The 22,467-nt window shown below is 69.2% G+C and carries 14 protein-coding genes; 5 read left to right on the top strand and 9 right to left on the bottom strand.

Translation table 11 applies throughout. The features are described from left to right. Positions 1-68 precede the first annotated feature (68 nt). Positions 69-923, top strand: a complete 855-nt coding sequence (locus LZ005_RS11900; RefSeq protein WP_237808283.1) for a pyridoxamine 5'-phosphate oxidase family protein — start codon at positions 69-71, stop codon at positions 921-923. A 537-nt stretch (positions 924-1,460) separates the two neighbouring features. Further along, complete coding sequence (locus LZ005_RS11895; RefSeq protein ID WP_237808282.1) at positions 1,461-1,832, top strand: hypothetical protein; 372 nt, start codon at positions 1,461-1,463, stop codon at positions 1,830-1,832. Positions 1,833-1,884: 52 nt separating this feature from the next. On the opposite strand, the gene LZ005_RS11890 is transcribed toward LZ005_RS11895, so the two are convergent. The 3 genes from LZ005_RS11890 to queC form a co-directional block, all read right to left on the bottom strand. Then, entirely contained in the window at positions 1,885-4,875 is a 2,991-nt protein-coding gene (locus tag LZ005_RS11890) for a CHASE domain-containing protein (RefSeq protein ID WP_237808281.1), read from the bottom strand. Positions 4,876-4,946: 71 nt separating this feature from the next. Further along, on the bottom strand, positions 4,947-5,693 hold the full coding sequence (locus tag LZ005_RS11885) for a metallophosphoesterase (protein ID WP_237808280.1): 747 nt from the start codon (positions 5,691-5,693) through the stop codon (positions 4,947-4,949). A gap of 3 nt (positions 5,694-5,696) precedes the next feature. Beyond that, positions 5,697-6,404: a 7-cyano-7-deazaguanine synthase QueC gene (queC, locus tag LZ005_RS11880; protein WP_237808279.1), complete on the bottom strand. Its 708-nt coding sequence runs from the start codon at positions 6,402-6,404 to the stop codon at positions 5,697-5,699. Between the two features lie 75 nt (positions 6,405-6,479). Between queC and LZ005_RS11875 the strand changes: the two genes are divergently transcribed. Together LZ005_RS11875 and LZ005_RS11870 are read left to right on the top strand one after the other, a co-directional pair. After that, positions 6,480-8,204 carry an autotransporter assembly complex family protein gene (locus LZ005_RS11875; RefSeq protein WP_237808278.1) on the top strand — a complete coding sequence of 575 codons (1,725 nt, stop codon included), beginning with the start codon at positions 6,480-6,482 and terminating at the stop codon, positions 8,202-8,204. After that, on the top strand, positions 8,204-12,487 hold the full coding sequence (locus LZ005_RS11870; RefSeq protein WP_237808277.1) for a translocation/assembly module TamB domain-containing protein: 4,284 nt from the start codon (positions 8,204-8,206) through the stop codon (positions 12,485-12,487). The genes LZ005_RS11875 and LZ005_RS11870 overlap by 1 nt, the downstream gene beginning before the upstream one ends. Positions 12,488-12,676: 189 nt before the next feature. On the opposite strand, the gene LZ005_RS11865 is transcribed toward LZ005_RS11870, so the two are convergent. Continuing rightward, a complete protein-coding gene (locus LZ005_RS11865) occupies positions 12,677-15,058 on the bottom strand; it encodes a prolyl oligopeptidase family serine peptidase (protein ID WP_237808276.1) in 2,382 nt (793 codons plus the stop codon). A gap of 135 nt (positions 15,059-15,193) precedes the next feature. On the opposite strand from LZ005_RS11865, the gene LZ005_RS11860 reads away from it, so the two are divergent. Then, positions 15,194-15,706 carry a hypothetical protein gene (locus LZ005_RS11860; RefSeq protein ID WP_237808275.1) on the top strand — a complete coding sequence of 171 codons (513 nt, stop codon included), beginning with the start codon at positions 15,194-15,196 and terminating at the stop codon, positions 15,704-15,706. 1 nt (position 15,707) lies between these two features. On the opposite strand, the gene LZ005_RS11855 is transcribed toward LZ005_RS11860, so the two are convergent. The 5 genes from LZ005_RS11855 to LZ005_RS11835 all read right to left on the bottom strand — a co-directional run bounded on the left by LZ005_RS11855 (position 15,708) and on the right by LZ005_RS11835 (position 22,442). Then, positions 15,708-18,524 carry an ATP-binding protein gene (locus tag LZ005_RS11855; protein ID WP_237808274.1) on the bottom strand — a complete coding sequence of 939 codons (2,817 nt, stop codon included), beginning with the start codon at positions 18,522-18,524 and terminating at the stop codon, positions 15,708-15,710. Then, on the bottom strand, positions 18,511-19,200 hold the full coding sequence (locus tag LZ005_RS11850) for a hypothetical protein (RefSeq protein WP_237808273.1): 690 nt from the start codon (positions 19,198-19,200) through the stop codon (positions 18,511-18,513). The genes LZ005_RS11855 and LZ005_RS11850 overlap by 14 nt, the downstream gene beginning before the upstream one ends. Beyond that, positions 19,193-20,500 carry a hypothetical protein gene (locus LZ005_RS11845; RefSeq protein WP_373889325.1) on the bottom strand — a complete coding sequence of 436 codons (1,308 nt, stop codon included), beginning with the start codon at positions 20,498-20,500 and terminating at the stop codon, positions 19,193-19,195. Before LZ005_RS11845 ends, LZ005_RS11850 begins: the two co-directional genes overlap by 8 nt. 113 nt (positions 20,501-20,613) lie before the next feature. Then, a complete protein-coding gene (locus LZ005_RS11840) occupies positions 20,614-21,345 on the bottom strand; it encodes a DUF3108 domain-containing protein (RefSeq protein ID WP_237808271.1) in 732 nt (243 codons plus the stop codon). Further along, positions 21,342-22,442 carry a DUF3108 domain-containing protein gene (locus tag LZ005_RS11835; protein ID WP_269106666.1) on the bottom strand — a complete coding sequence of 367 codons (1,101 nt, stop codon included), beginning with the start codon at positions 22,440-22,442 and terminating at the stop codon, positions 21,342-21,344. Before LZ005_RS11835 ends, LZ005_RS11840 begins: the two co-directional genes overlap by 4 nt. Between the last annotated feature and the right edge of the window lie 25 nt (positions 22,443-22,467).

The raw sequence follows: 22,467 nt of genomic DNA, 5'->3' as shown, positions 1-22,467 counted from the left end.
CAGCCGAAAGATTTATTTACGGCCCGCATGGCTTCCGCCGGCGGCCGCGGCGTCCCAGAATGGCCACCATGGACAAGCTCAACCCCCACCCCTTCCACCCCGGCGAGCAAGCGATGCAGGCGCGCGCCGGCGTGGCCGCGCGCATGCAGGAAGTCGGCCAGCGCGTGATCCGCGACCACATGCCCGAGCAGCACCAGGCCTTCTACGCCCAGCTGCCGTGGCTGGTGGCGGCCAGCGTCGACGCCCACGGCCGCCCCTGGGCCGGCCTGCTGAGCGGGGCACCCGGCTTCGCCCAGGCAATCGACGCACGCCATCTGCGCATCGCCGCCCTGCCCGCGCCCGCCGATCCGTTCGCCGCCGGCCTGTACGAAGGCGCCGCCCTCGGTCTGCTTGGCATTGCGCTGCCGACGCGGCGGCGCAACCGCGTCAACGGCCGGATCGACAGCCTGGACCGCGAAGGCATCACGCTCGCGGTCGAACAAACGACGGGCAACTGCCCCCAATACATCACCGTGCGCAGCTGGCCCGGCCCGCCGGCCGGCCGCGCTCCGGCGCAGGCCCTGAGCGCGCTCGACGCCGACGCCCGCGCCCTGCTGGCCCGGGCCGACACCCTGTTCGTGGCCAGTGCCGCGCCCGGTCACGGCGCCGACGCCTCGCACCGCGGCGGCGCGCCCGGCTTCGTGCGCCAGGAGGCCGACGGCAGCCTGCTGCTGCCCGACTACCGCGGCAATTTCTTCTTCATGAGCCTGGGGAACTTCCTGCTCCACCCGCGCGCCGGCCTCCTGATCCCCGACTTCGCGAGCGGAGGCCTGCTCGAGCTGAGCGGCAGCGTCAGCCAAGTCGACGATCCCGCTGTGATCGCCAGCCTGCCCCATGCCGAGCGCGCCTGGCGCTTCCACCCCGAAGCCGCCTGGCGATCCTGAACGGTGTCAGGTCCGGCAATCGGACATTTGAGAACTTTCGGTCCGCCTTGCGGTCGCACAGCGATGACGACAAGGCTGTGCCGGTAAAGTTTCGCGATGTCCGATTGCCGGACCTGACACCGTTCAGGATGTGACACCGTTCAGGATGGGCGCGGGAGGGGCCGGTGGGATGACCGGCGGCCCGAGCGGGGTCACGCGCGGGTCGAGCGTCGGCTGGGGCGTGTGGTACACGAATGGCGTGATGATGATGGGCGGGATGCTCGGCGGCGCCGAGGGCGGGCCCTTGGGGCCGTCGTGCTTGTGCATGGCCAGCGGCCTCGCCCTGCGGCCGCGGCGGTAGTCCGGGTCCTGCATGTTCACGTCCCTCATCTTTCCGGACCTTCAGTATAGGCCGCGATCGGGCCTTTTCAAGCGCCGTTTGGTGCGCCCTGGCCACCACTCGCCCCCCGTTTTTTGCAGTTTGTCGCATACGTATGGCCGCTCGGGCGGCTCAGGCATACAGTGAGTCCATCGCAACTCACAACGAGAGAGGACATCATGAAAAAGTTTGCCGCCGCCGCCGTGCTGATCGTACTGGCCTGTGTGATCTGGAGCGCCATGACCGGCGATATGACCGTCAATATCGATGGCGATGAAATCGGCGGCCCGCTCGGCGCCCTGATCGCCCTGTGCGCGGGCGGCGCTGGTATCGTGATCGCCGGGGTGGTCCTCGTGGGTGTCGGCCTGATGCTGGCCTTCCTGTTCGCCGGCCTCGGTCTGCTGGCCATGTTCGGCCTGGCCGTCGGCGCCCTCGCCCTGGCCGCCGCCCTCTCGCCGCTGCTGTTGCCGGCCCTGATCCCGGCCGCCATCGTCTACTTCATCATGCGCAAGAACCGCAAAGACAAGGAAGTGGCCGCCGCCGCCATCTGATCCGATTTCCCCCAGAAGCAGTTCAGGCAGACTTCGGTCTGCCTGTTTTTTTTCAGGCCGGGTCGATCTGGCCGACCCGGTTGCGGCCCTGTTCCTTGGCCAGATACAGGCCTTTGTCGGCGCGTACCAGGCCGATGTCGGACGTGGCGTCGCCGGCCATCAGCGCGCCCAGGCCGATCGAGATGGTGATGTGGATGCTGCGTCCGTCGGGCAGGGTCATGGGGGTGTCGGCGACGCTCTGGCGCAGGCGCTCGGCGTAGGCCAGCGCGGCCCCGTGGTCGGCCCCGGGCAGCAGGATCGCGAATTCTTCGCCGCCCACGCGGCCGAGCGAATCGACGCGGCGTGCGCCGGCGCGCATCACGCCGGCCAGCTGGCGCAGCACGGCGTCGCCGGCCGGATGGCCGTATTCGTCGTTGACGCGCTTGAAGTGGTCGATATCGAGCATCAGCACGGCCGCATGCTCGTCCAGATTGCGCTTGACGCGCTGCAGCTCGTCCTCCAGGCGCGACATGAACTCGCGCCGGTTCGGCAGCCCGGTCAGGAAGTCGGTGGTGGCCAGCGCCAGCAGCTCGGCGTCCATGCGTTTGCGCTCGGTGATGTCGAGCGTGGAGACGATCACGAAATCGAGCAGGTGGGCGTGGCCGGGCATGACCAGCAGCGTCACTTCGTTCGAGCGCTGCACGCCGTCCAGGCGCACGAAACTGCTCTCGCAGTGGAAGGTCTGGGAGCCCTCGGTCAGCGCCGCCACGGCCGCCGCGAAGGCGCCTGCGGCACTGTCGTCGAACACCTGGGACATGCCGAGCAGGGCCACTTCCTTGGTGCCGGCACCGACCTGATTCAGCGCGGCCGCGTTCACGTCGACGATGCGCACCAGGCCGGCCAGGCGGCGCACTTCCGCGGGCCGCTCGCGCAGATAGGCGCCGATGTCGTCGACGTCCTGGTGCATCAGCAGGCCGATGGCCTCGCGCACGGCCGACCAGTCCTGCTCCCACAGGGCCACCGGGGCATTGTCGTACAGGCTGCGGAAGCGCTCTTCGCCGGCGCGCACGGCCTGCGCGGCCTGGGCCTGTTCGATGGCGATGCCGGCCAGCTGGGCCGACTGCTCGAGCAGCACCACATTGGCCGGACTCGGATAGGTCGGCTGGCGGTGATAGATGGCGAAGGCGCCGAGGATCTTGCCGGCCGCCCCGCGGATCGGCTCGGACCAGCAGGCGCCCAGACGCGCGCGCGCCACCAGATCGCGGTAGTCCTTCCAGTAGGGGTGCTGCTGCAGGTCTTCGGCGATCACCCGGGCGCCGGTGGCGATCGCGGTGCCGCAGCTGCCCACGCCATGCCCGATTTCGAGGTGGTTGACGGCTTCCATGTAGAAGGCGGGCAGGCTCGGGGCGACCGCGTTGACCATGCGCCGCCCGTCCTCGGACACCAGGGTGATCGAACACAGCATGCCGGGATTGGTCGCCTCGACGCCGAGCACCACCGCCTCCAGAATGCCGCGCAGCGGCGCCCCGCGCGCCAGCAGCTCGAGCACGTGGCGGTGCGAGCGCTCGCGCTGCTCGATCTGTTTGCGCTCGGTGATATCGCGGAAGGACCACAGGCGCGCCGTGTCCTGCCCGAGGCGCACGCTGCGCGTGAACTGTTCGAAGAAGCGGCCGTCCTTCAGGCGCAGCAGGTCGCGGTGGGTTTCGCTGTCGTCGAAGGACAGCGAGCGCGAATACAGGAAGGGCGCGGGATGGGTGAGCTGGGCCACCATGTGTTCAAGCAGGGCGGCGTCGTCATGCTCGATATCGAGTTCGGGCGGCACGCTCCACAACTCGCGGAAGCGGCTGTTCGAGGCCAGGATGTGGCGGTCGCCATTGTCGACCAGGATGCCGTCGATGGTCGAATCGAGGATCGAGCGCAGCATGGCCTGGGTGCGGGTGGCAGCATCGGCCATGCCGGCCAGGCGCTTCTGGCCGGCGTCCAGTTCGCGCGTCAGGCTGCGGCTTTGTTCGAGCAGGCCGGCGGTGCGGGCGCGCGAGCGTGACAGCAGCAGGGTGATCAGGGTCAGCACGGCCGTGAACAGCAGGCCGACGCCGAGGATCAGGCGCGGGCGCTCGGTCGCCAGACGTGCTTCAAACGCGGGCAGCGCGCCGATCAGCACCGTCCAGCGGCGCCCGGCGATGCTGATCCGCTGTTCGGTCACGCGGCTCAGCACCGGCCGCTGGATCTCGCTACCGGTCAGCAGGCGATTGGCGGGCAGCACGGCGTCGCCGTCGTAGAACTCGACATATAGCTCGTTGGCGCGCTCGCCGCCCAGGCCCTCGACCAGCGCGCCGACGCGGAACGGCGCGTACACCCAGCCTTCGATCGCATGGCGGCGCTGATCGAGGCTGACATGCAGCTCGCTATTGCGGTAGATCGGCAGCAGCACCAGGAAGCCCGACTGCGGATGTTCGCGCCCCTGCTCCTGCACCAGATTCAGCTTGCCCGACATGGCCGGCGCGCCCGAGTCGCGCGCCTGTTCGAGCACGGCGCGGCGCACCGGATCATAGGTCGGATCGAAGCCCAGCACGTGGATATTCAGGCCGGTGTAGGGCTCGAGGAAGTGCACCGGCGCGTAGAACGCGCGCTCGCCGGCCGGATGCACGCTGTAGTCGGGGAAGCCGCTGCGGCGCATCAGCGCCTCGTGGCGCGCGCGCTGGGCGGCCGGCACATAGGCCATGAAGCCGACCCCGTACACGCCCGGATAATTGACATCCAGCGCGAGCGCGGTCGCATAGGCTTCGAAGTCCTGGCGCGTGACTTCGCCGGAACCGGCGAACAGGCCCTGCAGGCCGCGCAGCATCTGCACATAGCTGTTCATGCGCGAATCGAGATGGGTCATCAGCTCGCGCACGCGGTAATCGAAATCGGCCTGCACGTCCTGCTCGGCATTGCGCATCGCGCCGCGCCACTGCACCAGGGTCAGCCCCAGACACAGGGCGAACACCAGCCCGGACAGCACCACAGGGCTGAACCAGCGCGTCCGGCTCAGCGGGCCGGAAGGAGTGTTCGATGCTTCCATCAGATGCAAGATCGCTAACAGGACTTAACAAATAGTACGGTACGGGCCTGCACCGCGCAATGCATGGGTGTTCAGATACCCTCAATCAGTCGCATGGCGAACACAATCGGCAGGCCGACCGCGATCACGCGCCGCGCGGCCGCCCCATTGTCGTAGGGGACGCGGTAAAAACTCAGGCTGCGCTGCTGGTCGTCGTAGAGTGCGTAGCAGGCGGCCGGATTGCCATCGCGCGGCTGGCCGCAGGAGCCGGGAATCACCAGATACTGGTGCTGGGGCGCCAGCGCCACCGTGGTGTCGGCGCCCGGCGTATGCACGCCCATGCGGCCGTCGTCGGCGCGGCGGAACAGGCTGGGGCCGTGCACATGGCCGGAGCAGACCAGACGGCTGCCGGCGGCGGCCTTCAGGCTGCGCTCGGCCTCGTCCATGCCTTTCACGTATTCCCATTGGCCCGGCTGCTCGGCACTGGCATGCACGAACAGCTGGCGGTCGTGGCGCGCCGTCAGCGGCAGCTCGGCCAGGAAGGCGCGCTGGCGGGGACTGAGCTGGGTGCGCGTCCACAAAATCACTTCGCGCGCCTCGGCATGCATGCGCGGCGGCGCATCGCTGGCGGCCGCTTCGTCGTGGTTGCCCTGGACCACGATGGCGCCGTCGCGCGCATAGTCCATCACGATGTCGACCACGGCGCAGGGATCGCCGCCGTAGCCGACCAGGTCGCCGGTGAAGGCGAACTGCTCGGCCCCGTGCAGGGCGGCGTGCTGCAGGCAGGCTTCGAGCGCTTCGCGGTTGGCGTGCACGTCGGTCAGCAACGCCAGCCGCATGGCTTACTCCGCGCTGCCCGTGTACTGGGCGTAGCCGCGCGCGCGCAGCACGCAGGCCGGGCAGCTGCCGCAGCCATGGCCCCAGGGATGCAGGGCGCCGCGCTCGCCCAGATAGCAGGTGTGGGTGTCGCTGCGGATCAGATCGACGAGGGCGGCGCCGCCCAGACTGTCGGCCAGGCGCCAGGTGTCGGCCTTGTCCAGCCACATCAGCGGGGTTTCGAGGCGGGTGCGCGTGCCCATGCCCAGGTTGAGGGCGACCTGCAGGGCCTTGAGGGTATCGTCGCGGCAGTCGGGATAGCCCGAGTAGTCGGTCTCGCACATGCCGCCCACCAGCACAGTCAGGCCGCGCCGGTAGGCCACGGTGGCGGCCACGGTCAGAAACAACAGATTGCGGCCCGGTACAAAAGTGTTCGGCAGGCCATTGTCCTGCATGCGGATTTCGACCTCGCTGGTCAGGGCCGTATCGGAAATCTTGCCCAGCAGCGAGAGGTCGATCAGGTGGTCCTCGCCCAGGCGCTCGGCCCAGGCCGGCTTGAGCGCACGCATGCGCTCCAGCAAGGCCGGCCGCACCTGCAATTCGATCGCATGGCGCTGGCCGTAGTCGAAGCCGATCGTCTCCACCCGCGCGAAGCGTTCCAGCGCCCAGGCCAGGCAAGTGGCGGAGTCCTGGCCGCCGCTGAAGAGAACGAGTGCGTGAGCGTCTGGGAGCATGGTGAGAATCCGGTCGTGCAAAGCCCACATGATAGTCGCTCGCCATCCAATTTGCCATTCCGGTAAGATGCGCCTATGGACATGCGCCGTTTGATTGCTCCCTGCCTGCTGCTCTGCGCCGCCGCCCTCAGCGCCCCGCTGCGGGCCCAGGGCCTGCCCTACCGGGTGCAGGTGGAGGCCCCGCGTCCGCTGGCCGATCTGCTCGAAGCCAATCTCGACCTGATGCGCTGGCGCGGCAATCCGCGCCTCGACCGCGATCAGCTCGCGCGCCTGGTGCGCCTGGCGCCCGAGCAGGTGCGCACCCTGGTCGCCACCGAGGGCTATTACGCGCCCGAGGTCAGTGCCAGTGTCGACATCGAGGCGGCCGAACCGCTGGTGACGCTGCGCGTGCAGCCGGGCGAACCGGTGCGCGTGAGCGAGGTCGCCCTGCATGTCGAAGGCGTGGCGCCCGACCTGGAGGCCGACCTGCGCGCCCAATGGGCCCTGCACAGCGGCCAGGTGTTCCGCCAGGCCGACTGGGAGGCCGCCAAGCGCAAGCTGCTGCGCCAGGCCATGCAGCGCCGCTATCCGCGCGCCCAGCTGGGCGACACCAGCGCCACCGTCGATCCGGCCGCGCACACGGCGCGCCTGCAGGTCACCCTGGTGGCCGGCGCGCCCGTGCGTCTGGGCGAGCTGCGCATCGAAGGCCTGCAGCGCTACCCGGCCAGCGTGATCAGTAATCTCAGTCCCCTGCATGTGGGCGACGAATACAGCGAGGCCGCGCTCCAGACCTTTCAGGCGCGCCTGCAGGACGCCGGCTATTTCAATGGCGTCGAGGTCAGCGCCGATCTGGCGTCCGAGGGCGACATCGTGCCGGTCTTGGTGCGGGTCAGTGAAAACAAGGTGAAGAACGTGGCCGTCGGTCTCGGTTATTCGACCAATACCGGCAACCGCGCGACCGCCAATTTCGACGATCTGAACGTGCGCGGCCTGCGCCTGAAAAGCGCGGTCACGCTCGAAACACGGCGCCAGGCCACGCACGCCGACTTCTTTCTGCCCACTTCGCCGGACGGCTACAACGATTCGTTTGGCGCCTCGTTCGAGCGCAATGACCTCAATGGCGAGATCACCAGCGTCTCCAACTTCGCCGTCAAGCGCGGCTGGGGTTCGCCCGCGCTCGAACGCAGCCTGAGTTTCGAATACCTCAATGAACGCAAGACCATCGACGGCAAGCCGCGCGCCATCAGCCAGAGCCTGCCCCTGACCTGGACCCTGACCAAGCGCCAGCTCGACAGCCTGTTGTTCCCGACCGAGGGCTATGTGCTGCAGCTGATGCTGGGCGGCGCCCTGCTGCCGATCCTGACCGAGCGCCCGTTCGTGCGCGGCGCGGCCAAGGGCATCTGGTACCGGCCGCTGTCGCCGGCGGCCACGCTGATCCTGCGCGGCGAGGCCGCGGCCCTGGCCTCGCGCCAGAAGGCCGGCGTGCCCGCCACCTACCTGTTCCGCGCCGGCGGCGATGGCTCGGTGCGCGGCTACGGCTACCAGCAGCTCGGTGTGCGCGACGGCACGGCCATCGTCGGCGGCCGCTATCTGCTGGTCGGCAGCGCCGAATACCAGTACTGGTTCGACCCGCCCTGGGGCATGGCCGTGTTCTACGACGCCGGCAATGCGGGCGACGTCTACAAGGAGCTCAAGCCGCGCGCCGGCTACGGCGTCGGCCTGCGCTGGAAAAGCCCGGTCGGTCCGATCAATGTGGACGCCGCCTACGGCCAGGCGATCCACAAGTACCGCTTCCACTTCTCGCTCGGGTTCACGTTCTGATGAAGACCCCACTGCCTCCCTGGATCCGGCGTAGCGCCATCGCGGCGGGCGCGCTGGCCGTGCTGGCCGGCGGCGCCTGGTGGTATCTGGGGCGCGAATCCACCTTGCAGGCACTGGTGCAGAAGCTGGCCGACGCCAGCGGCGGCCAGGTGGCGGCGGAAGGCGTCAGCGGTTCCCTGTTTGGCCGCATGCAGGTCGAGAAGCTGGTCTTCCGCGACGAATTCCACGACGTGAGCGTGCGCGGCATCGAGCTGCGCTGGTCGCCCTGGCAGCTGTTCACCAGCGGGATCGCGATCAGCCAGCTGCAGGCGCGCAGCCTGCGCATCGCCACCCTGAAGGACAGCGGGCCGGCCAAGCTGCCGCTGTCGCTGGCGCCGCCGTTTTCGCTGTCGATCGGCGCGGCCAGCATCGAGACGCTCGAGGTCCAGGGCCAGCGCCTGCAGCGGCTGCGCTTTGGCCTGAGCGGCGACAGCGCCAACTGGACGCTGCGCGGCGCCAGCGTGCAGACCCCGTATGGCGAGCTGCGCGCGAGCGGACAGATCGGCGCGCAGGCGCCGTTCAGCGTCGACGCCCGCGCCGATCTGGCGGCCGCGCCGCTGGCCGTGCAGCTGCAGGCCAAGGGGCCGCTCGCCACGCTCGACGTCCAGGCCACGGCGCGCGCGGGCAGCAGCAGCGCACAGGGCGCGGCCCGGGTCACCCCGTTTGCGCCGCAGCCGCTGGCCAGCCTGACCCTCACAGCCAAGGGCTTCGACCTGCAGCAGCTGGCCGCCAACCTGCCCGCCACGCGGCTCGACCTGAACCTGCAGCTGGCCGGCACAAGCGCCGTCAGCGGCCAGCTGCAGCTTGCCAACGCCGATCCGGCGCGCGCCATCGATCAGCGCGGCCTGCCGTTCAAGCGCCTTGCGGCCGCCCTGCAGGGCAACTGGCAGACCCTGGCCCTGCAGGACCTGCAGCTCGATCTGGGCAGCGCCGGCCGTGCCAGCGGCAGCGGCACCCTGAGCCTGCAGCCCGCGCCGGCGGCCGATCTCAGCGTGCAGACCGAAGGCCTGAACCTGGCCGCCATCCACACGCGCCTGCACGCCACCAGCATCGGCGGACGCATCGCCCTGCGCGCCAACGCCCAGGAGCAGGCGCTGACGGCGCGCCTGGCCCAGAGCGGCCTGCTGCTCGACGCCAGCCTGCGCCACGCGGCCGGCGCACTCCACCTGGACAGCCTGCAGCTGAAGGCCGGCGGCGGCAGCCTGACGGCCAGCGGCAGCGCCGACCTGCAAGGGACCACGCCCTTCCGCCTGCAGGCCAGCAGCAGCCATTTCAATCCGGCGGCGCTGGGCCGCTATCCACAGGCCGACCTGAACCTGAGCGCGGAAGCCAAGGGGCAGCTGGGCGCCGACCCGAACGCCCAGGCGGCGCTGCGCATCGGCCCCAGCAAGCTGCTGGGCCAGAACCTCAGTGGCGAGGCCAGCTTCAGCGTGCAGGCCGGCCGCCTGTCGAATGCCGCCGCCGCGATCGCGCTTGGCCCGAACAGCCTGAAGCTGCAGGGTGCGCTCGGCGGCCGCGGCGACGAGCTGCGCTGGCAGCTCGACGGCCGTCAGCTCGGCGCGCTGCAGCCCGGCCTGGGCGGCAGCGTGCAAATCAGCGGCGTGGCCAGCGGCGAACTGCGCGCGCCGCGCACCAGCTTCACGCTCGAGGCCAGCGGCCTGGCCTGGGGCAGCGGCGCCCAGGCCACCAATAGCCGCGTGCAGGCCAGCGGCGAAGCCTGGGTCGAGCAGGCCGCGCTGGCCTTCAATCTGAAGGGCAGCAGCAGCCATCTGAGTCCGGCCGCCTTCGGACCCTGGCTGGCGGGCGATATCAATGCCGGCTTCGATGCGCGCGGCCGGCTCGGGGCCAGCTGGCAGACCAGCGCCAGCCTGCGCCTGGAGCCGTCCACCCTGCTCAATACGCCACTGGCCGGTACGGCCAATCTCAGCGCCAGCGCCCAGCATCTGGAGCAGGCCGACCTCGATCTGCGCCTGGGCACGGCGCGCCTCAATCTGCGCGGCGCCTTCGGCCGCGCGGGCGAACAGCTGGCGCTCAAGCTCGACGCGCCGGCCCTGGCCATGCTGGGCCCGAATTTCGCTGGCGCCCTGCATGCCGACGCCACGCTGGGCGGCAGCATCGATGCGCCGGCCCTGCAGGCCACCGTGCAGGGCGAGCGTCTGAAGCTGTTTGGCCAGCACCAGCTGCGCCAGCTGAAAGCCAGCACCAGCCTGGCCAGCGGCCGCGGCGCCGACGACCCGCTCAGCACCGACGTGGAGCTGGCCGACTATGTGGGACCGGCCCTGAGTCTGAGCAGCGCGCGCCTGAGCACGCGCGGCACGCGCGGCGCCCACACGGTGCAGCTGCGTGCGCGCGGCGAGGCCCTGGACGCCAGCGCCGAACTGCGCGGCGCGCTCGCCCAGAACCGTTGGGACGGCCAGCTGGCCGCGCTCGAGAACAGCGGCCGCTTTGCGCTGCGCCTGCGCCAGCCGGCGCCGCTGCAGCTCGCCTGGAGCAGCGGCCTGCAGCTGGAGCAGCTGGCCATCCGCGAGGCCGTGCTGGCCCTGCCGACCGGCAGCCTGACGCTGAACAGCTTCGACAAAAGCGGCCACCGCTGGCGCAGCAGCGGCCACGCCGATGGCGTCAGCCTGAACTACCTGGGCCAGCTGGTCCCGGCCATCCACGAGACTCTGAGCGGCGACCTGCAGCTGGGCGCGCGCTGGCAGCTCGACGTCCAGGCCGAGCCGGGCGCGGCGCCCGCCATCGATGGCAGCGTGGCCGTGCTGCGCGAACGCGGCGACGCCACCGTCGGCGCCGACGTGCCGGTGGTGCTCGGCCTGCGCCAGCTGGAAGCGCGCGCCGAGGTGCGCGACGGCGTGCTGCGTCTGGTGGCCGATGCCGACAGCGCGCGCGGCGGCCGCCTGCACTTTGACGGCGGCGCCGAACTTCAGCAGGGCCGCCTGAGCAATGCCAGTCCGCTGACCCTGAACGCCAGCGGCGATCTGCGCTCGATCGCCTGGCTGGCCCCGGCCAGCGGCGAGCCGGGGCTGGAGCTCGATGGCACGCTGCAGTTTGCCTTCAGCGGCGGCGGCACCCTCGGCACTCCGGCCCTGAATGGCAATCTGCGCGGCGACAAGCTGGCCGTGCGCTGGACCGACCAGGGCCTGAAGCTGCGCGACGGTGTGTTGGCGGCGCGCATCAACGGCGACGAACTGCTGCTCGAACGCCTGCAGTTCCAGGGGCCGCAAGGCAGCCTGGCCGTGGACGGCAAGGCGCGCCTGCTCGATGGCGACCTGCAGCTCAATCTGCGCGCCAGCGCGCAGCAGCTGGAACTGCTGTCGCGGCCCGACCGCACGGTGGTCGTCAGCGGTCAGGCCAATCTGCTGCGCGACGCCCACCGCTACCAGCTCGAAGGCAAGCTGCGCGCCGACCGCGCCCTGGTGGAACTGGCGCCGCAGGACCGCCCCACCCTGTCCGACGACGTGATCGTGCTGGGCGCGCGCGGTCCGGTCAGCAAACCGGCGCCGAGCGGGCGCGCGCTCGGGGTCGAACTCGATCTGAGTCTGGGCGACGAATTCCGCCTCAAGGGCATGGGTCTGGATGCGCAGCTGGCCGGCAGCGTCCACCTGCACATGGCCGAGCGCCAGCGCCCGCGCCTGAACGGCAGCATCCGGGTCGCCAGCGGCACCTATTTCGCCTACGGCCAGAAGCTGCAGATCGAACGCGGTGTGCTCAATTTCAGCGGCGCCTACGACAATCCGGCGCTGTCGATTCTGGCCGTGCGCAAGCGGCCCGAGGGCGAGCAGCTGTCCGAGACGAATGTCGAAGCCGGGGTCGAAGTACGCGGCAGCGCGCTGGCGCCCTCGGCCAAGCTGGTGTCCACCCCGAACGTGTCGGACTCGGACAAGCTGTCCTGGCTGGTGCTGGGCCATGGCATCGATGTCGCCGCCGGCCAGGAATACGGGGTGCTCAGCGCCGCCGCCGGCGCCCTGCTCGGGGGCGCCAACGGCATGGGCCTGCAGGGCAAGCTGGCCGGGGCGATCGGCGTCGATGAAGTCGGCCTGTCCCAGGCCAAGGGGCTGGAAACGACCGTCGTCACGGTCGGCAAGCGCCTGTCGCAGCGCGCCTATCTGAGTTTCGAGCAGGGGGCGAGCGCCGCCTCCAGCCTGGTCAAGCTGCGCTACAAGCTCAATCCGCGCGTGACGGTGCAGCTGCAGACGGGCGCCAACAGCGCGCTCGACGTGCTCTACTCCTGGGCCTTTGACTGAGGGCGCTCAGGCGCTTGGATGGTGGTCGGGGACGGGATCGTCCTGCGGCGTGGGCGCAGGCTGGTGCGGCGGGGCGGGAACCGGCGCTTCGGCCGGTTCCGGGTCGGGGGCACGGTGGGCAAACAGGGTCATGGACGGCTCCTTACGGCGTTAGCGTAAGCGTAGCACCAAAGGGCCGTCGCGCCATGTTCACTTCGCGTTCTTCACGTATTTTTCCAGCCAGTCGTTGGTTTCGGCCAGCATGTGCAGGATCGACTCGCGCGCCCGGTAGGCGTGCGCCTCGTTGGGCAGCATGACCAGGCGCGCGGTGCCGCCCAGGCCCTTCACGGCCGCGAACATGCGCTCGCTCTGGATCGGGAAGGTGCCGGGGTTGTTGTCGTCGGCTCCGTGGATCATCAGCAGCGCATCCTTGATCTGGTCGGCATAGTTAAACGGCGCCATCGCGTTGTAGACGTCCTTGGCCTTCCAGTAGTTGCGCTCTTCCGACTGGAAGCCGAACGGCGTCAGCGTGCGGTTGTAGGCGCCGCTGCGCGCGATGCCGGCCTTGAACAGGCGCGTATGGGCGAGCAGATTGGCCGTCATGAAGGCGCCGTACGAATGCCCGCCGATAGCGATGCGCTTCGGGTCGGCCACGCCGCGCTTGACCACTTCATCGACAGCCGCCTGGGCGTCCATGATCAGCTGCGGCAGATAGGTGTCGTTCGGTTCCTTGCCCTTGGCGCCGACGATCGGCATGGCCGGATTATCGAGCACCGCATAGCCCATCGCCAGGAAGGCCGCCGGGCCCCAGTAGCTGATGGCGTTGAACTTGTAGGGCGAACCGGTGGTCTGGCTGGCCGCTTCCTCCGAATTGAATTCGCGCGGATAGGCCCACATCAGCATCGGCAGCGGGCCGTCCTTGTCGGGCGCGTAGTTCGGCGGCAGCATCAGGGTGGCCGACAGGGCCACGCCGTCGGCGCGCTTGTAGCGGATCAGCTCCTTCTTCACATCCTTCAGCTGCGGGGTCGGATGCGGATTGTGCGTCAGCGCCGTGACCTGATCGCCCTGGCGCACGAAGTAGTTGGGCGCTTCGGTCGGCGATTCGCGCGTGGTCAGCAGACGCTTGCCATCGTCGCTGAGCAGCGCGACCACGTTTTCAAACACCGGGGCGCTGCTCTGGAACAGACGTTCGGCCTTTTTGGTGGCCGGATCGTAGCGGTCGACGAAGGGGCGGTCGCCCTCGTCCGAAGCGCCAGCACCGATCAGCAGCAGGCTGTCGCCGGCGCCGAACACCAGGCGCATGCGCCCGGCCTTGTCCGGCATGGAGACCGGCGTACCCGGATGGTGGTAGCGGTCCTCGTTGTTGAAGCTGAACAGTTCTTCGGGCGCCGTCTCCGGCTGGTCCGGGCGGATGCGCCACATGCGCGTCTGCTTGGTCTTCTGCGCGTACTCGCTGACGATAGCGAAGTCGCCGCGGCCCCAGCGCATGCCCGCATAGCGCGAGCCCAGATTGGCCAGCACCACCGGCTTGCCCTCGAACGGGGCGGCCTGCATGTAGACGCGGTCGCGGGTGGCGTTCTTGCCGCCTTCGGACTCGGTCCAGACCAGGGTGGCCGGCGCGTCGGCGCGCCACGAGAAGTCGCGCTTGCCGGCCGCCACCGAACCCGAAGGCAGGCCTTCGAGCAGCGGGCGCTCGGCCAGCAGCTGCACCAGTTTTCCGCTCATGTCGCGCACTTCCACCTTGTGCGGGAAGCTCGAATACGGCACCAGATAGGAGAACGGACGCGCCAGCGTCTGGGTCAGCACCAGCTGGCCGTTGGGCGCGACGGCGAAGCTCGACACCATGGCCGGTGCGCCGAGCGGCTTGATCGCGCCGCTCAGGTTGACGCTGGCCAGCTGCGCGGTCGCGTAGAAGCTAAACACGCGCGCGTCGTCCTCGTTGCGCAGCATGTCGGGGTAGGTGCGCAGCTGGCGCACGGCGCCGCCGCTGGTCTCCTGCATCACGGGACCATCGGGCACGCCGCTGGTGCGCGGCGCCTTGTCCGCCTGCGCCGTGCGCAGCGTGACGATCAGGCCCGAGCCATCGGGCAGCCATTCGAAGCCGCGGTTGAACACGGCCGCCAGCGGTGCGCTCATCAGCTTGTGGGCGCTGCGCTTGGCCACGTCGACCACCCACAGCTGCACGCCATCGGCGCCGACGTGGGTAAAGGCGATGTGGCGCTGGGTCGGCGACCAGGCGCTGTCGGCCAGGCGCAGCGGCTGCGGCAGGCCGCTGACCGGCGCCGTCTTCTGGCTGGCCAGATCGAGCAGGCTCAGATTGCTGCCGAACGAGAAACGGCTGGCGGCCGCCGTGCGCGGGTTGATGCGCGCGCCGGCCAGCTTCAGCTCGGGCGCGGCGACATCCGCGATCGAGGGCAGCTCGGGCGTCTGCACGAGGAAGGCGGCGTCGCGCTGCGGCGACAGGTGCAGGCTGGGGGCACGCGGCGCATCGACCAGGGCCTGGAGCGGGGCCGGCGGCAGCTTGTATTGCGCGTGGACGGGCGCGGCCACCAGGACCACGCTGACAGAAAGGGCAAGCAGGGACAATCGCATGAAGGGCTCCTATAGAACTGCGACATGGTGCCACAGTGAGCCCGCGCTGAATAGCCAGCATTACGCAAGCGCGCAACGGCGTGATTGGGATGGCGTCGGCTACAATCTGGCTTTCGATTCCGGATTGTTCGCCGCATGCTGACCATCGCCCTGCTGTTGTTGACGCCCCTGCTCGTGTGGCGCGTCTACGCCCGTCTGAAGACCCTGATGCAGCGCCAGCCATCGACCACGGCCAAGCACCTGATGGGCATGGTCGGCTTCCTCGGCGTGGATCTGCTGGTCGGCCTGAGCGTGCCGCCCTCGCTCGATAATCTGAGCACCCTGGCCGGCGGCAGCGCGCTCGGCCTGGCCTATGCCTGGTATGCGCTGCGCTCGACGCGGCGCGAATCGACCCCGCAGGGCTACTTCTTCACGCCCAACCGCCGCTTCGGCATCGCCGTGCCGATGCTGCTGTTCGCGCGCCTGCTGTATGTGGGGATCGACGGCTACGTGGCGCAGCAGTCGAATGCGGCCATGCTGGCGCGGATCACCGACCATCCGCTGTCGCTGGCCCTGATCGGCCTGGCCTGCGGCTACTTCGGCGGCTATTCGGCCGGTCTGTTCCAGTGGCGCCGCAAGGCCGGCGCCGACTGGAACCTGGACGAGTGAATCAGGCGGCGGCCTGGCGCCGCTGCAGCACGAAGATCGGCTGCGCCCACGGCTGATCCTTTTTCTTCTTGCTGGTGATGAGGGTCAGCTCGGACGGATCGTAGACGTCGGTGTTGTGGGTCAGCGGCGTCGTCATCAGATACTGGGCTTCGGTATTCTTCAGGAACTCGCCGACCAGCTGGATGTTGCGGATGTCCAGGTGGGCGAAGGGTTCGTCGATGAACACGAAACCGCCCGAGCCATCCTCCGACTTCAGCAGACCAATCAGCAGCACCAGCGATTTCATCACCTGCTGGCCGCCCGAGGCCTCGCCGTCGTTCATCCCGATCTGGTCCTTGCCGTCGAACTTGAAGCGCACGTGCAGGCCGGCCTGGGCCAGCTGCACATCGTCGTTCTCCAGGCGCACCGGATCGACGTGGACGTCGATGCCGGCCAGTTCGCCCAGCTCCTTGATGTTCTTCGAGTAGGTCTTGATCGTGTAGCGCAGCCGCTCGATATAGGCCGCGCGCGCATTCGCGGTGGCCTCGATCGCGCGGTTGTTCTGGTAGCGCCGCTCGTCGGTCTCGTTCTGGCGCGCATGCAGCTGATCGTTCAGCCGGTGGAACTGATCGAGCACGGTGCTGTCCTGCTCCCAGTCGTCGCGCGCCAGCGCGTGGTCGAGCGTCTGCACGCGCAGGTCGACCTGGTGCGCGTTCTGGTGTTCGGCCACCAGGGCCTGGCGGCGCGCCAGACGGCGCCAGCTCCAAGGCAGGTGGCGCCAGTCGCGCCGCAGCTGGCGCAGATCGGCCGCGTGTTCGGCGCGCTGCTCAAGCTGACGCTTGACGTTCAGGCGCATGCCGGCTTCCGCTTCGGACAGGGCCATGCGGGCGTTCTGCCAGACGGTGTCGGCGCGGGTGCGCGCCACCGTCGCATTTTTGGTCAGCGCCTGCAGTTCGCCCAGCCGGGCGCCGACTTCCATGCGCTCCGCCTTGAGCGGGGCGATGGCCAGCGCGGCTTCCTCGAATTCGGCCTGGCGGGCCGACAGCTCCTTGGCTGCGTCGACGCCGGCGATGCGCGCCTTCAGGCCGCCGACTTCCTGCGCCAGCTTGCTGATGGCGAGGGTCAGCTGGTCTTCCTGGGCTTCCAGCGCCGGCAGGGCCTTGGCGATGGCTTCCAGACGCTGCTGCTTGCCGGCCGAGCCGAAGCGGTAGCGCGCGGCCTCGACGAACAGCGAGCGGCCGCCGCGCCGTTCGCGGTGGTAGGCCTCGGGCGTGATCCACTCGATGTCCTTCCCGAGGCGGAAGCCCTCGTCGACCGACTCGACACGCTCGATGCGCGCCAGCTGGTCGATCAGCCATTCCGGGGCCGGGGCCGAGAAGCGCACCACCGACAGCAGGCTGTCGTCCTTGCGGCTGGGCGCCTTCACGCAGTCCGGCACGATGAAGTGGCGGTAGCGCTCCTTCTCGGCCAGCTTGTAGGCGGCGCTGGCGTCGCGCGCGCGCTCGAGCAGCACCACCGAGGCATAGCCGCCGAGGACACCCTCGACCGCGCCCTGCCATTTCGGGTCGGTCACTTCGACGATATCCGACAGCATCGCATGGGCGATGCCGGCCTCGTTCAAGGCGCGCCGCATGGCGCGCACCGGTTCCGGCTCCGGCATCGCGCTCTTGCCCTGCAGGGCGGCGATGGTGGCGCGTTCGCCGGCGATGCGGTCGGCCAGGGCCTGGCGCTTGACGCGCAGCTGATTGAGTTCGCCCTCCTTGGCTTCCAGCTGGGCGCTGACATCGGCGATATCGGCGCCCGCATCGGCGGCCAGCTTCTGCAGGCGCTCCTTCTGTTCGAGCAGATTCTCCAGCGGTTTGAGCTTGGCGTTGAGCGCCGCCAGGCGCGTGCCGAGACTGGCGGCTTCCTGCTCGAGCGCGGCCTCCTGGGCCTGGGCTTCGCTCAGGGCCTTGGCCTGGGCGGCCAGCGCGGCGCGCTTGTCGGCCAGCTGGGCGTCGGCCTGGGCCAGCGGCTTGCGCGCTTCGCGCAGCTGGCGGCTCAGGGCCGCGGCCTTTTCGCGCGCCTCGTGGTACTGCAGCGTGGGCAGCACTTCCTCGAGCAGATTGCGCTTTTCCTTGTGCAGGTCTTCCCACTGGTGGTAGTTGGCCACGCGCAGACGCAGGCCTTCCAGATTGGTGCGCGAAGCATCCAGCTCGGACTCGAAGCGTTTGAGCTCCTCCTCGGTGTCGCGCTGGTGGCGCTTGGCTTCGTCGTAGGCGTCCAGCACTTCCTTGTCGCCGAACACCTGGAACACCAGATCGAGCAGCTGGCGCGGCGCGTACTCGCACAGCTTGTCGGTTTCGCCCTGCTCCAGCGCCAGCACCTTGGCCATGGCCGGGGACAGGCCCGCCATCGCCAGGCGCTTGCGGTAGTTCTCGACGCCGAGCCAGTCGGTCGCCTCCATCACTTCCTCGACCTCGACGCAGCCGGGGCGCATCAGATACTGTCGCTTCCAGTCGCCGCCGTTCTTCTGGATCTGGCAGAACAGCGTCACTTCGTCGTCGCTGAAGAAGCCGGAGCCGCGGAACGGCCGGTTCGACAGCTGGCGCCCGCTGGCGCGGTTGTCGACCACGGCGCGCAGCCAGGCGGTCTGCTGGCCGCTGTGGCGCGCATAGTGCTTGTAGGTGCGGCCCATCGAGCAATCGAGGCCGAACAGGGTGCGCAGCGCGTCGAGCAGCGTGGTCTTGCCGGAGCCGTTCTGGCCGGCGATGGTGATGATCTTGGCGTCGAGCGGGATGTTCTTGATGCGCTGCCAGTAATCCCAGTGCACCATCTCGAGCGATTTAATGTGAAACATGCGGTTCCTCGTCGGTCGGGGCTTCCGGGCTGGGCTTGGGCACCGCCACCACCGGCGTGCGGCCGAACACGTCGGCCAGGGCGCCATTGATGATGCGGTCTTTGAGGGCGTCGGTATCCATCATCAGATCGAGCAGCGGCCCTTCGACGATCAGGTCGGCGCGGCGCTCGATGAAACCGAGTTTGGCCAGCATGCCCAGGTTCATGTCCATGCGCGTCTTCTTGCCCAGCTTTTCGCCAAAGTCGGCCAGCAGGGCCTTGTAGGAGATGCCGACCGAGGTGTCCTCGGCGCGCGGCAGCGGCTTCTCCTTGTCGAAGAAATCGGTCTGGTTGTCGTCGGCGTGCTCGTGGTTCTCCTGGCGCTCGCGCTTGGGCAGGATGATCAGCGCCCACAGCACCACCAGCAGGGCCACGCCGTCGCGCGCCAGGCCGAAGTTATTGTTCTGCCAGACGTCGCGCGCGCCGAAAATCTTCGGCTCCACCGAGCGGTGCAGGGCCAGGGTCACATGGTCGGCATACACGTTATCGAGCAGCTTCATGCCCGTTTCGAGCAGGCGCTTGTCGACTTCGGCGCGGAACAATTCGTCCGACAGCACGCGCTTGACCATCTTGTCGTCACGGCGCAGGTACTGGTGCGTGAGCAGGCGCGCGATCAGGATTTGGGCGTCGTCATTCATCGCTGGGTGGGGGGTCAGGAAGTCGGGTCAGCATCGCGGCCGAGACGGCGGCGATTTCGGGGTCGTTCACGGCGATCATGCGATCGCCCGGTTCAAAGCGCACCGGCAGGCGCGCCAGTTCGGCGGTTGCGCCCTGCAGGCTGGCCTCGGCCGCGTCGCCCAGCAGGGGCAGCAGCGAGGCGCGGTAGGAGGCCAGCGCGAACGAGGCCGGCAGCAGGGCCTCGTGCACCGGCACCGAGGGCGGCGTGTCCTGCTCCAGGCTGGGGAAATTGCCGATATTGGCAAAGTCGGACAGGCGCGCCAGCCAGTCGTTCAGTTCGAGCTGGATCGGCGGCGTGTCATTGACCGTCAGCGGCGCATCCTGGCCGGCCGGCAGCCCGGCCGACTGGACCCCGCGCGCGCGGTCGGACAGCAGTTCGTTCTCGGCCACGTCGAGCATTTCGGCCGGTGTGATGAACAGCGGGACCACGGGCCGGTCGATCGCCTCGTCGGCCAGGCTGGCCAGGTCGGCGTGATTGAGCAGCCAGCGCTTGATGTCGGTGGTCGACAGGCCGGACTGGCCGAGGTGCACGCGCTGGCGTTCGATCTGGTTCAGCGCGCGCGAGAACATGCCCTGCATATTCAGCAGGGCCGACTGGGCGCGGCCGATGGCCTGGGCGGCGCGGTGGGTGGCGCTGTCGGCCTTTTCGTCGCTGGTGATCGCACGCAGGATCTGCGAGCCCTTCTCCACCCAGTCGCAGGCCATATGCCACTTGGCCTGGCTGGCGCGCAGACGGAATTCGGAGCCGGAGGCGATCGCGTCGCGGAATTCTTCGGTCAGTTCATTCAGGCGCCCGAGCAGATGGCGCAGCTGGTCGACCGTCACGCCGCCGACGGCCTGGGCGCCGGCCACCTGGGACAGCAGGAAGCCCATTTCAGCTTCGTCGTCGGCCTGGCCCATCGACAGCAGGGTATCGAGGGCCGACAGCACATTGCGCGCCAGCGGCGTGACCCGGTAGACGGCGGCCTGGGCGTCCCAGGCCAGCAGGCCGTGGGCGCGCAGGCGCTGCAGCACGGTCTCGAGCGACTCCGGTTGCAGATAGGCGAGCTTCTGATTGACGTCGGCGCGCGAGAAGGCCGAGGCATGGGCGTCGCCGGCCAGTTCGCGCAGCACCAGCAGACGCACGGTCACCGCGTCCTGGCCGCCGTGGAACAGGGCCGTGAAGGCCGTCAGGATCGGGGCCGCGCGCTTGAGGTGGTAGACCTGTTCAATCTCGTCAGGCGAGACGCCGGGATGGAAATGCGCCTGCAGCGGATCCACATCCAGATGCTCATTTGTCAACGGCTGAAAGTCCATGGGTCAAGGTCGAAGAAGGGGCGACAGTATAGCACCCGACCCTTGTCCCGACGGAAAATCGGGGTCTGACCCCATTTTTACTTTTTGGTAATTTTTTCCAGGACCTGGTCGACGTAGTCGCCGTCGGCGTCGGAAAAACGCAGGCGCACGGGCAGCCAGTCCTGGGCCGGGGCCAGCCAGATGTCGAGCTGCTGGTCCTTCGAGTCGGGCGGCGGCGCCTTGACCAGGTGGACCGCCTGCAGCTCGCCCAGGCGGGTCTGGATGGCCTCGGTGCCGGCGACCTTGAAGCTCCAGCGTTCGGCGTCGCGCCGGCCGGCCACGAAATACGCCCACTCGCTGCCGGCGACGAATTTCTCGGGCGCCGCGCGCGCCGCCCCGACCAGGGCCCAGGTGATGCTGGTGCGGTCCTGCTCGCCGCCCTTGATCGGGTAGCTGAGCTTGCCTTCGCTGAAACTGATGGTCCTGGTCTCCTGATTGAAACTGGTCGTCACCGGCGGGCGCCGGAAGCGCTCCTCGTAGAAACGCACGGGGATCAGGCCATTGGCGTCGACATTGCCCTCGCTGTCGTTGACGAGGATTTTGCCCAGCAGGCTGGCGCGCGTTTCGGCATGGATGCTGTATTTGTCGCCGCTCAGGCGCCACTGGATATCGGCCCGCCCGCCCAGCGGTATGCCCTTCTGTTTGGCGCTGATCGTGTAGGCCAGGTCCATCGAGGACGGCAGATTGGCCGGGCGTTTGACGGCGCTGTGCTCGCCGGCCTGGGCGCTCAGGGCCAGGACGGCGGCGGCAAGGAGAACGGTGGCTTTCATGGCTGGCCGGCTTCGCTGGTGGTGACTTTGGTGACGGTTTGGGTGGTCACGGCCCCATTGGCTTCGGTGTTGCGGATCTGGACGGGGTAGCCGTCGCGGTCCGGCGCCAGCCAGATATCGAGCCGTGCATTGTAAGCGCCCGGGCGCGGCAGGCGCACCAGGTGCCAGGTACGCAATTTGCCGAGCGCGGTATCGAGTTCTTCCTCCCCCACAAAACTAAAACGGAACACCGTGGCCTCGCGCTCCTCGCCGACCTGGATGTCGATCTCGCGCGCCAGCTGCTGCGGATCGGCGCGGGCGATGCCGGCCAGCTGCATCAGCAGGCTGAGCTTGTCCTGCGCGCCTTCGACCAGGGCTTCGCTGCGCTCGGCCGCGGAAAACGTGATGCGCTTGCCCGCGTAGTCGAAATGGGTGGCCGTGCGGGCCCGCCCGCGCCGTTTTTCCGTGCTCGACTCGGGCGCCAGGCCAGCCTCGTCGATGCGGCCCGCGCTGGTCAGCTCCAGCAGGTTCAGGCGCACGATGATGCGCACGCTCGCCTCCAGCACCATGCGGTAGCGCGGCCCTTCGAGCCGCCAGGCCAGGGCCCCGGCGCCGTGCCAGAGCGCGCCATCGGCGTCCTTGCGGGTGACTTCGAGCACGATGTCGGCCGAGGGCGGCAGGCTGACCTTGAACCGCTGGGCGCTGCCCGTGCTGCCCTGGGCCGCGGCCACTTCGGCCAACGCAGACGATGCTAACGCGGACGCGGCGGCGAGCGCGCTCGTTTGCTCGGGAGCAGCAGACGCGGGCGCTTCGGGCGGCGGCGCCTCGGGCATGAGCGTGGCGCCGACGCTGGGGGCGGGCTCGGGCGCTGCGGCCGGCGGCACCGGTGGCAGCGGGCGCGGCTTGGGTGGCGGCGGCGCTTTGGGCGGGACCAGCGGCTTGGGCGGCGGGGCGGCGCGCAACTGCGCCACGATCGGACTCGGGGCGGCCAGTTCGGGCGCGGCGGGCGGACCAATGGCGGCCGTGACCCAATCCAGGGCCAGCAGATGCAGCAGCACGCTCAGGCCGGCAAGCAGCAGCCAGCGGCGCTGCCGGGACAGGAAAGACACAGCACGCATATTGCTAGTGTAACGTGCCACCCCG

The organism is Massilia sp. TS11, assembly GCF_022012445.1.
Lineage (GTDB): Bacteria > Pseudomonadota > Gammaproteobacteria > Burkholderiales > Burkholderiaceae_D > Telluria.
This window is presented reverse-complemented; position numbering and strand designations above follow the sequence as displayed.

Coding starts and splice junctions, on each gene's coding strand:
- LZ005_RS11900 (WP_237808283.1), top strand. CDS start 69: ATGGACAAGCTCAACCCCCACCCCTTCCACCCCGGCGAGCAAGCGATG.
- LZ005_RS11895 (WP_237808282.1), top strand. CDS start 1,461: ATGAAAAAGTTTGCCGCCGCCGCCGTGCTGATCGTACTGGCCTGTGTG.
- LZ005_RS11890 (WP_237808281.1), bottom strand. CDS start 4,875: ATGGAAGCATCGAACACTCCTTCCGGCCCGCTGAGCCGGACGCGCTGG.
- LZ005_RS11885 (WP_237808280.1), bottom strand. CDS start 5,693: ATGCGGCTGGCGTTGCTGACCGACGTGCACGCCAACCGCGAAGCGCTC.
- queC (WP_237808279.1), bottom strand. CDS start 6,404: ATGCTCCCAGACGCTCACGCACTCGTTCTCTTCAGCGGCGGCCAGGAC.
- LZ005_RS11875 (WP_237808278.1), top strand. CDS start 6,480: ATGGACATGCGCCGTTTGATTGCTCCCTGCCTGCTGCTCTGCGCCGCC.
- LZ005_RS11870 (WP_237808277.1), top strand. CDS start 8,204: ATGAAGACCCCACTGCCTCCCTGGATCCGGCGTAGCGCCATCGCGGCG.
- LZ005_RS11865 (WP_237808276.1), bottom strand. CDS start 15,058: ATGCGATTGTCCCTGCTTGCCCTTTCTGTCAGCGTGGTCCTGGTGGCC.
- LZ005_RS11860 (WP_237808275.1), top strand. CDS start 15,194: ATGCTGACCATCGCCCTGCTGTTGTTGACGCCCCTGCTCGTGTGGCGC.
- LZ005_RS11855 (WP_237808274.1), bottom strand. CDS start 18,524: ATGTTTCACATTAAATCGCTCGAGATGGTGCACTGGGATTACTGGCAG.
- LZ005_RS11850 (WP_237808273.1), bottom strand. CDS start 19,200: ATGAATGACGACGCCCAAATCCTGATCGCGCGCCTGCTCACGCACCAG.
- LZ005_RS11840 (WP_237808271.1), bottom strand. CDS start 21,345: ATGAAAGCCACCGTTCTCCTTGCCGCCGCCGTCCTGGCCCTGAGCGCC.
- LZ005_RS11835 (WP_269106666.1), bottom strand. CDS start 22,442: ATGCGTGCTGTGTCTTTCCTGTCCCGGCAGCGCCGCTGGCTGCTGCTT.